Source organism: Pseudomonas agronomica (genome assembly GCF_025917275.1).
In the GTDB taxonomy this organism is placed as follows: domain Bacteria; phylum Pseudomonadota; class Gammaproteobacteria; order Pseudomonadales; family Pseudomonadaceae; genus Aquipseudomonas; species Aquipseudomonas agronomica.
On the sequence record NZ_JAOSHO010000159.1, the window covers coordinates 1 to 10071 of the forward strand.

Annotated in this window: 7 protein-coding genes; 5 read left to right on the forward strand and 2 right to left on the reverse strand. The window is 61.4% G+C overall.

Annotated elements, in window-relative coordinates:
- Positions 1-347, reverse strand: a 347-nt coding sequence (locus OC610_RS13530) for a Lon-like protease helical domain-containing protein (RefSeq protein ID WP_264428299.1), incomplete at its 3' end; no start/stop codon positions are given.
- A 274-nt stretch (positions 348-621) separates the two neighbouring features.
- Here OC610_RS13530 and OC610_RS13535 point away from each other — a divergent pair.
- The 4 genes from OC610_RS13535 (at position 622) to OC610_RS13550 (ending at position 4061) form a co-directional block, all read left to right on the forward strand.
- Entirely contained in the window at positions 622-1110 is a 489-nt protein-coding gene (locus OC610_RS13535) for a DUF3015 domain-containing protein (protein WP_030140293.1), read from the forward strand.
- Positions 1111-1198: 88 nt separating this feature from the next.
- Positions 1199-3052 carry an Lnb N-terminal periplasmic domain-containing protein gene (locus tag OC610_RS13540; RefSeq protein WP_264428300.1) on the forward strand — a complete coding sequence of 618 codons (1854 nt, stop codon included), beginning with the start codon at positions 1199-1201 and terminating at the stop codon, positions 3050-3052.
- A gap of 90 nt (positions 3053-3142) precedes the next feature.
- Positions 3143-3499 (forward strand): hypothetical protein, encoded by a 357-nt coding sequence (locus OC610_RS13545; protein WP_264428301.1) that lies wholly within the window; start codon positions 3143-3145, stop codon positions 3497-3499.
- Positions 3500-3569: 70 nt separating this feature from the next.
- Complete coding sequence (locus OC610_RS13550) at positions 3570-4061, forward strand: GreA/GreB family elongation factor (protein ID WP_264428302.1); 492 nt, start codon at positions 3570-3572, stop codon at positions 4059-4061.
- Between the two features lie 193 nt (positions 4062-4254).
- Here the strand turns inward: OC610_RS13550 and ettA are convergent, their stop codons facing one another.
- Positions 4255-5919, reverse strand: coding sequence for an energy-dependent translational throttle protein EttA (ettA, locus tag OC610_RS13555; protein ID WP_264428303.1), 1665 nt, complete (start codon positions 5917-5919; stop codon positions 4255-4257).
- A gap of 270 nt (positions 5920-6189) precedes the next feature.
- On the opposite strand from ettA, the gene OC610_RS13560 reads away from it, so the two are divergent.
- Entirely contained in the window at positions 6190-10038 is a 3849-nt protein-coding gene (locus OC610_RS13560) for a sensor domain-containing protein (protein WP_264428305.1), read from the forward strand.
- Positions 10039-10071 lie beyond the last annotated feature (33 nt).

The following is a 10071-nucleotide window of genomic DNA, read 5'->3' on the forward strand; positions in this document are numbered from 1 at the left end:
CCGGCGGTGCCCGATGGCAGCTCCAGGGCACGCGGCTCGCGGGGTTCATCGAAGTTATTGACATAGACCCAGTCCGACGGGGTCTGCATGCGCTTGCCTTCGGCCTTGAGGTAGCGCTTGACGAACGAGAACCGGCCAGTGCCGGGCTCACCCATGACAAATACGTTGTAACCGGGGCGTGGCATCGCCACACCGAACTGCAATGCTTCGACCGCACGTTCCTGGCCAAGCACACCGCGGAAGGGCTCCAGATCATTGGTGGTAGAGAAGCTGAACTGTTCAGCGGAAAACGGACGGGTCAGCGCTTCGGGCGCTAGACGCAAGCTGGCAGCAACAGGATCAGGCATCGGGCTTCCTTACATCAGGCGGGGCAGATAGCGGCATTCTGGCGCTGCCCGTACCTGACTGGCAAGGAGCGCCTGAGGCCATAGCATAGTCGAGGGAACAACCCAGGGCAGAGCCCCGCACGCAACAGGTTTGCAGTAATGTTTTTGCAAAATGCCACGGAACCCTCGGATCGTGCCTAAACTCCAAACTGCGCGGCTGGAACAATAACCGGCCCACTGGCTGCTGTAGGGGCCAGACCCTGTCCATTGGTACGCACACAAAGAGAACATAGCTATGAAACGGATTCTTCTCGGTACTCTCTTCACCGCTGTATCCATCAACGCCATGGCTCAGGCGCCGGGCGGCCCGGATTGCGGCTGGGGCAACATGCTGTTCGAAGGTCAGCGTGGCACCCCCGCTCACTTCCTCGCATCCACCACCAACGGCACCTCCGGCAACGCCACCTTCGGCATGACCTCCGGCACGAACGGCTGCTCGACCAACGCAGCACTGACCTATGGTGGCAAGTCCTGGCTGGCCATGAATGGCATGATGAACGAGCTGTCCGAAGACATGGCCAAGGGTCAGGGCGAAGCGCTGACCACCTACGCCGTGGTACTGGGTGTGGCACCGGAAGACCGTGCACACTTCTCCGCCGTGACCCACGAGCACTTCCAGCAGATCTTCAGCAAGGCTGACGTGACCGCAGAAGACGTGCATACCAATACCCTGGCCGTGCTGAAAAACGACCCTCGCCTGGCCAAGTACGCGACTCAAGCTTAAGCTCGACACCACTCGCTCCTTTCGAGGAGCGGGTTTTCTTTTTGGGCCCCCTCCGGTCTTTATTTTTCGACTTTCCAAGTAGCCGACTATGCTCAAACGCCTTGCCTGGCTGGCGCTCTGTGTGTGCGCCCCGCTGTCCGCCGCGCCTCATGTCGACCCTCAACGTTTGCAGCAACTGGCCAATGATCGCTTCTGGATTTCCCTGGGTCACTACGAAACCGCCAAGCTCGGTGGCTGGCGCAGCTATATCAGCGACAAGAAATTCTTCCTCGCACCCGACGGCAACGAACATCCCGACCGCGAGCTGACCGCCACGCTGCAAGCGCTGTACGGCCCAGCCAGTGCCGGCCAGCAGCATGCCCAGTGCGTGTACCCGGCGCGTACCCGCTGGCTGAAGGCGCAGCTCGGCCTGACGGACCTGCCGGCGGTCAATTGCAGCGACTACACCCAGTGGTTCAAGGACGTTTCGCCCCACAGCGCGGTGATGATCTTCCCCGCCGCCTACTTGAACAGCCCGTCCTCGATGTTCGGTCACACCCTGTTGCGTATCGACCAGGCCGACGTGCAAAGCGACAAGACCGCGCTGCTCAGCTACGCGATCAACTTCGGCGCCTACATCGAAGGCTCGGACAACAGCATCCTTTACGCCTGGAAGGGTCTGATGGGCGGTTATCCCGGCCTGTTCGCCCTGGTGCCCTACCAGGAAAAACTCTCCGAATACCGCAGCCTCGAAAACCGCGACCTGTGGGAATACCGCCTGAACCTGAGCCAGGCGGAAACCGAACGCATGGTCGAGCATGTGTGGGAACTCAAGCAGATCCAGTTCGACTACTTTTTCTTCGACGAAAACTGCTCCTATCGCCTGCTTGAACTGCTGCAAGTCGCGCGTCCCAGCCTTCGCCTGACCGAACAATTCCCGCTGACGGCGATTCCCACCGACACCGTCAAGGCAGTGAAAGAGGCCGGGCTGGTGGAAAGCATCCAGTACCGACCGTCCCGCGAACGAGAACTGCTCAGCCGCGCCGAACCGCTCAGCGATGACGAACAACAATGGGTACTGAACGTCAGCGCCGACCAGCAGCAGTTGCAACGACCTGAATTCAAGGCGCTGCCACGCGAACGCCAGGCCTTGATCATCGACGCGGCCTACCGCCTGGAGCGTTATCGCGCCAACGGCCAGGAGCGTGATCCACAGCGCGCCCAACGCAGCTTCGAACTGTTGCGGGCGATCAACCAGAATCCCGCGCCGGAACTCGAAATCCCGCAACCGGGCCTGCCCGAGGACGGTCACGAATCGCGCACCTGGCAGGCCGGTCTCGGCACGCGGGGCGACCGGGCGTTTGGTGAGTACGGCCTGCGCATGGCCTATCACGACCTCAACGACAATGCCGAGAGCTTCCCGCTGGGGGCGCAGATTGAAATCCTGCAGTTGAAGCTGCGCCAGTACGAAGGTAACGACTGGCAAGTGCAGCAACTGGACTTGGCGACCATTCGCTCCCTGACTCCACGCAACGAGTTGTTGCAACCATTGTCCTGGCAGGTCACTGGCGGCTTGGAGCGGGTGCCGGGCAAGCATGACGATGAAACGCTGGTCAGCCACGTCAATGGCGGCGGCGGAGGTACCTGGGCGTTGGGAGAAGATGTATTGGGCTTTGCCCTGGGCACCGTGCGGGTCGAGCACAACAACGACTTCGCCGAGTTCATCTCTCCGGCTGCGGGCTTCAACAGCGGTGTGCTGTGGAAAAATCCGCTGGGCAACCTGAGCGTGGAAGCCAAGGGTGATTATTTCGTCAATGGCGAAGTGCGCCGTAGCCTGAGCCTGAACCAGCAGTGGGAACTGTCTCGCAATCTCGGCCTGCGCCTGAGCGCCCAGCGCGAATTCAGCCAACTGGCCTCGCCGGAGAATGAGGTAATGCTTGAAGTGAAGTGGTATCACTACTGAGCGAACGGATTAATCACCGCGCTTTCACGCCTTTCTGACGAATCCACTTCTAGACTTACGGTATGAGTCAGATTCGGTGAGAAGGTAGAGATGAGGCGCGCGGCAGTGGTGCTGAGTGTGTTGATGTTGCTTGGTGGCTGTGAAACCACCCATGAAGATTTGATCGCCCGAGGTTATCCGCCGGCCTTCGCCGATGGTTTCGACGACGGTTGCAGCAGTGGCCGGCAAGCCGCCGGCGCGATTACCGGCCAGTTCAGGAAGGACGTGCCGCGCTATCTCCAGGACCCCCGCTACGCCGAAGGCTGGAGCGACGGCTTTCGCCAATGCCAGGCCATGCGCGAGAGCGAAGACCGTGACGCCTATCGCGAACGTCACTGGGACGAACGTGAGCGGGCCTGGCAACAGCAGAAAGATCGCGACGCCGGCCGGGCTTATCGCTCGCAGTGAGTCGTTCAGAGACATTCGTCGAAACCAAAACCTTGCGACCATGGCCCAAACTCCAATAGAGGAGAACCCTATGAGTCGCGCTTTCGTCAACGAAGACAACGCCGCCGCCCAGGCCGACCAGCCGGTCGAACGCCAGATCAGCGCGCAACCCAACTACGTCACGCCGGCAGGGCTTGCTCAATTGCAGGCGCGGGTCGTCGAGTTGCAACAGCTACACAGCCAGCAGTCAGCCCAAGGCGAGCGAGCGGATAAGCAGCGTATCGCCGATATCGAGCGGGACCTGCGGTATTTCAATCAACGCGTGCAAAGCGCCCAGATCGTTATGCCGAGCGATTGCGATCAGGTGCGGATCGGGCATTGGGTGACCTTTGCCGATGAGCACGGTCATGAGCAGCGAGTGCAATTGGTTGGAGAAGACCAGGCTGATGCAGCGAGTGGACTGATCAATTGGGGCTCGCCGCTGGGGCGGGCGTTGCTGGGGGCGAAGGTTGGGGATGAGGTGACGTGGAAGCGACCGGTGGGGGATGTGGCGATCGAGGTGCTGGCAATTGAACTTGGGTGACGGTTCGGTCCTCATCGCGAGCAAGCTCGCTCCCACAGCGATCGACATCAGCCAGGCATCTTGCGACAACACCAAAACCATTGTGGGAGCGAGCCTGCTCGCGAAGGCGTTTGATCAGTCCAAGATTTGTTGACTGATCCACCGCTTTCGCGAGCAGGCTCGCTCCCACAGGGTTATTGCTTAACCGACCGAATCAGGCCAGTTTCTTGTGCCGTACGCGGTGCGGCTGGGCAGCGGCTTCACCCAGGCGCTTCTTGCGATCGGCTTCGTACTCGGTGTAGTTGCCTTCGAAGAACACCGCTTGCGAGTCGTCTTCGTACGCCAGGATGTGGGTTGCCACGCGGTCAAGGAACCACCGATCGTGGGAGATCACAATGGCGGCGCCCGGGAAGTCCAGCAAGGCTTCTTCCAGGGAACGCAGGGTTTCGACGTCGAGGTCGTTGGACGGTTCGTCGAGCAGCAGGACGTTGCCGCCCTCCTTCAGCGTCAACGCCAGGTGCAAGCGACCGCGTTCACCACCGGAGAGGTCCTTGACGAACTTCTGCTGGTCGCCACCCTTGAAGTTGAAGCGACCGACATAAGTGCGCGACGGGATTTCATAGTTGCCGATACGGATCTGGTCGGAACCGTCGGAGATCTGCTGGAACACGGTCTTGCTGCCGTCCAGGTCCTCACGGCTCTGGTCGACGCAGGCCAGTTGCACGGTTTCACCGATCTCGATGCTGCCCGAATCCGGAGTTTCCTTGCCCATCAGCATGCGGAACAGCGTGGATTTACCCGCGCCGTTACCACCGATCACACCAACGATGGCGCCTTTTGGCATGGAGAACGACAGGTTGTCGATCAACACGCGATCGCCGTAGCCCTTGGTGACGTTCTTGAATTCGATGACCTTGTCGCCCAGGCGTGGGCCGGCCGGGATGTAGATCTCGTTGGTTTCGCTGCGCTTCTGGAATTCCTGGGATTGCATTTCCTCGAAGCGCTGCAGGCGTGCCTTGGATTTGGACTGGCGGGCCTTGGCGCCTTTGCGCACCCACTCCAATTCTTCCTTCATGGCTTTTTCATGGGCCGACTGCTGCTTGGATTCCTGGGCCAGACGATCGGACTTGGCTTCCAGCCAGCCCGAATAGTTGCCCTCGTACGGAATGCCTGCACCGCGGTCGAGTTCGAGGATCCAGCCGGCGACGTTGTCCAGGAAGTAACGGTCGTGCGTGATCGCCACCACGGTGCCTGGGAAGTCGTGCAGGAAGTGTTCGAGCCAGGCGACGGAATCGGCGTCCAGGTGGTTGGTCGGTTCGTCGAGCAGCAGCATGTCCGGGGCCGACAGCAGCAGGCGGCACAGGGCCACGCGGCGCTTCTCACCGCCGGAGAGGTGTTCGACTTTCGCGTCCCAGGCTGGGAGGCGCAGCGCATCGGCGGCGACTTCGAGCTGGCGGTCCAGGTTGTGACCGTCGCTGGCCTGCAGGATCGCTTCGAGCTTGGCCTGCTCGGCGGCCAGCTTGTCGAAGTCGGCATCCGGGTCGGCGTAGGCGGCATAGACCTCGTCCAGGCGTGCCTGGGCGTCCTTGATGACACTGACCGCTTCCTCGACCACTTCACGGACGGTCTTGGTCGGATCCAACTTAGGCTCTTGCGGCAGGTAGCCGATGTTCAGGTCTGGCATCGGACGGGCTTCGCCGTCGAATTCGTTATCGACGCCGGCCATGATCTTCAACAGGGTGGATTTACCCGATCCGTTGAGACCCAGTACGCCGATCTTGGCGCCGGGGAAAAAAGACAGAGAAATGTTTTTCAGGATTTCCCGCTTCGGCGGAACAACTTTGCTCAGCCGATGCATGGTAAAGACGTATTGAGCCATGGTGAACCTAGCGTCAGTGACAGGTGAAAAGAACGAGCCAGGCCATGCGCGGCACGGGCACTTGATGTCATCAATGCCTGCGGGCGGATGGCGCCTGGGAAGCTGGAGCTGGAACGCTCTTGTTTGACCGGCAAAGCTACCTCAACCGTCGGTCCAGGTCCAGCCGCCAGGGACTGGCACTTTGCCACAAGTCAAGGCATGCTAGCCGCCCTTCGGGCGTCCGGCTTATAGTGCCCGTCGCGCCAGTCCAGCAAACCGCAGGATTACAGCTTGTCCAATGTCACGCCGCCCCCGTCCCCACGCGCACCGACAGCTGTGCCTGGCCTGCCCCTGCGCGGGACATTGAAGGGCGCGCTGGCCTCGCTGGTCCTGTTATTACTGGGCCTGCTCTTCTGGCAGTTGCTCGATCAATTGCGCGAAACCCAGCAGCAACAACGTCAATACACCATCGACTACACCGCCGACCTGGCCGCGCAAGTCAGCCTGAACATGGCGTTGAACGCGCAAATCGCCCTTAACCTGCTACCGATCGTCGAACAACCGCAAACAGCCGACGAACAGCAGGCCCTGCTGCACAAGCTTCAGCAATCGCTTCCTCAATTGCGCAGCCTGGCGCTGCTGAGCCCATCGGGCAGGGTGCTCAGTGACAGCGATGCCGACAGCCAGGACGCCGACTACCTGGCCGAACTGGTACGGCGCAGCCGTGCCCAGGCGCACTATTTCAGCAATGCCGAAGATGGCTCCGTGGTGCACCTGTTGCTGCACCAGGCCAGCGGCAGCAGTCGCGGTTATTGGGCGTTGCGCCTGACGCCGAGCTTCTTCTCGACGTTGACCAAGCAGGCCGACACGGGCTTGCGGCCGTTGTGGCTGGTGGAGAACCGTCTCAACCAGCAAATCATCAGCCGCGACGAAAGCCTACCCTCTGCCACCCCGACCCAACTGACCTCGCAAGACCTGAGCGACACCGTGCTGACCGTGCCCCTGAGCAGCAGCGACTGGCAATTGCGCGGGCTGTTTGATCGAGGCCAAGTGCTTGAGCAACTGCTCCCCGCCTTCATCGGCAAATGCCTGCTGGGCCTTGCATTCTCGATGATTCCGGTGATCGCCCTGCTGAACATGCGACGACGCCAGCGACAGTTGCACGAGGGACGTCGTCGCTACCAGGACATCTTCGAGGGCACCGGCGTGGCCCTGTGCGTGCTCGACCTGTCCGGCCTGAAGACATTCTTCGCCCGGGCCGGCCTGCAGGACGGCGAACAACTGCGCGCCTGGCTGCAGGTCCCGTTGCGTCTCGAACAGCTGCAGCAGCAAGTGCACGTCACCGAAGTCAACCAGATGGCCTTGAAGCTGCTCAACGTCGATTCCTGCGAACAAGCCTGGCAACTGCTGGTCGGCAACGGCCCGAAGGACAACAACCCCATCGGATCGAAACTGCTCGAAGCACTGCTCGACGAGCACAAGCAGTTGGAACTGGAAATCAAGCTGCCGGACGCCCATGGTCGAGACCAGCATTTATGGCTGGTACTGCGCTTGCCGGAAACACAGCGCGACTATAACGCCGTCATCCTGAGCATCAACGACATTACCAGCCGCAAGCTGATCGAACTCTCACTGCTCGAACGCGAAGGTTTCTGGTCCGACGTGGTACGCACCGTCCCGGATCACCTTTACGTCCAGGACGTCATCAGCCAGCGGATGATCTTCAGCAACCACCACCTGGGGCAGACGCTCGGCTACGACCGCACCGAGCTGCACCAGATGGGCGAGTACTTCTGGGAAATCCTGCTGCACAGCGACGACGCCGACCATTACCACTCTCTGCGCCAGCAACAGCGACGCGGCGGCTATACGCAGCTGCTGCAATGCCAATTGCGCTTCCGCCACCGCAACGGCAAATGGCGCCGCTTCGAGGTTCGTGAACAAGCCCTGGCCCGGGACCGCTACGACCAGGTGACCCGCATCATCGGCGTGGCAAAAGACATCACCGAGCAGATCGAGGCCAGTGAATCCCTGCGCGACAGCGAGCAACGCTACCGGATGCTCGCCGAAAGCATCAGCGACGTGATTTTCTCCACCGACAGCAAGCTCTCGCTCAACTACGTCAGCCCGTCGGTCCAGGCGGTGCTGGGCTACACCTCCGATTGGATCTTCCAGAACGGCTGGCAGTCGACCATCGCCAATCCGCAGCAGCTGACGGGCATCTACAGCCTGATGGACCGCGTCAGCAAGGCCCTCGACAAGCCTGAGCAACTGGCCGAACTGCGCAACCAGATGCAGACCCAGTTGTTCCTGTTCGACTGCCTGCGTGCCGACGGACGCAAGATTCCCATCGAGCTGCGGCTGGTGCTGGTATGGGACGACAACGACGCGTTCGAAGGCGTGCTCGGCGTCGGTCGCGACATCAGCCAGCAGCGTCGCGCCGAAAAAGACCTGCGCATGGCCGCCACGGTATTTGAACATTCGACCTCGGCGATCCTGATCACCGACCCGGCCGGCTATATCGTCCAGGCCAACGAGGCTTTCAGTCGCGTGAGCGGTTATGCCGTCTCGCAGGTCCTGGACCAGTTGCCCAACATGCTGACCGTGGACGAGCAGCAGGAAGCCCATTTGCGCTACGTGCTCAAGCAACTGCAACTGCACAGCACGTGGGAAGGCGAAGTCTGGCTCAAGCGCCGCAACGGCGAACATTATCCAGCCTGGGTCGGCATCACGGCAGTGCTGGACGACGAAGGCGACTTGGCCAGTTATGTGTGCTTCTTCAGCGACATCAGCGAGCGCAAGGCCAGCGAGCAGCGCATTCATCGCCTGGCCTATTACGACGCCCTGACCCACCTGCCCAACCGCACGCTGTTCCAGGATCGCCTGCACACCGCGCTGCAATCAGCGGAGCGGCAGAAGAGCTGGGTCGTGCTGATGTTCCTCGACCTGGACCGCTTCAAGCCGATCAACGACTCCCTGGGCCACGCCGCCGGCGACCGTATGCTCAAGGAAATGGCCACGCGCCTGCTCGGCTGCGTCGCCGACGACGACACCGTGGCACGCATGGGCGGCGACGAGTTCACCCTGCTGCTGCAACCGCGTGCCAGCCGCGAGATGGCGCTGAACCGGGCCATCACCGTGGCCGAGCAGATCCTCGCCAGCCTGGTCCGGCCCTTCGTGCTGGAAGGCCGGGAATTCTTCGTCACCGCCAGTATCGGCATCGCCCTGAGTCCCCAGGACGGCAACGAACTGAGCCAGTTGATGAAGAACGCCGACACGGCCATGTACCACGCCAAGGAGCGCGGCAAGAACAACTTCCAGTTCTACCAGGCCGACATGAACGCCAGCGCCCTGGAGCGCCTGGAATTGGAAAGCGACCTGCGCCATGCCCTGGAGCAGAACGAGTTCGTGCTGTATTACCAACCGCAGTTCAGCGGCGATGGCAAACGCCTGACCGGCGCCGAGGCCCTGCTGCGCTGGCGCCATCCGCGACGCGGGCTGGTGCCGCCGGGGGACTTCATCCCGGTCCTTGAAGAACTCGGACTGGTGGTGGACGTCGGCGACTGGGTCATTACCGAAGCCTGTCGGCAACTCAGGACCTGGCACCAGGCCAAGGTCCGGGTGCCGAAGGTCTCGGTCAACATTTCCGCCCGGCAGTTCTCCGACGGCCAGTTGGGCACGCGCATCGCTACTATCCTGCGAAATACCGGCCTGCCACCGGCCTGCCTGGAGTTGGAACTGACTGAAAGTATCCTGATGCGCGAAGTCAGCGAGGCGATGCAGATCCTCGACGGGTTGAAAAACCTCGGCCTGAGCATCGCGGTGGATGATTTCGGCACCGGTTACTCGTCGCTCAACTACCTCAAGCAATTCCCCATCGACGTGCTGAAGATCGACCGCACCTTCGTCGACGGCCTGCCGTCCGGCGAGCAGGACGCGCAGATCGCCCGGGCGATCATCGCCATGGCCCACAGCCTCAACCTGGCGGTGATCGCCGAGGGCGTCGAGACCCACGAGCAATTGGACTTTTTGCGCGAGCACGGCTGCGACGAGGTCCAGGGCTACCTGTTCGGCCGCCCGATGCCGGCGAATCGGTTCGAAGCGCAGTTCAGCAATGATGCGTTGTTCATGATCGATTGAAATTCACGTCGTCTGGACGGGCCTCTTCGCGAG

Coding starts and splice junctions, on each gene's coding strand:
- OC610_RS13535 (WP_030140293.1), top strand. CDS start 622: ATGAAACGGATTCTTCTCGGTACTCTCTTCACCGCTGTATCCATCAAC.
- OC610_RS13540 (WP_264428300.1), top strand. CDS start 1,199: ATGCTCAAACGCCTTGCCTGGCTGGCGCTCTGTGTGTGCGCCCCGCTG.
- OC610_RS13545 (WP_264428301.1), top strand. CDS start 3,143: ATGAGGCGCGCGGCAGTGGTGCTGAGTGTGTTGATGTTGCTTGGTGGC.
- OC610_RS13550 (WP_264428302.1), top strand. CDS start 3,570: ATGAGTCGCGCTTTCGTCAACGAAGACAACGCCGCCGCCCAGGCCGAC.
- ettA (WP_264428303.1), bottom strand. CDS start 5,919: ATGGCTCAATACGTCTTTACCATGCATCGGCTGAGCAAAGTTGTTCCG.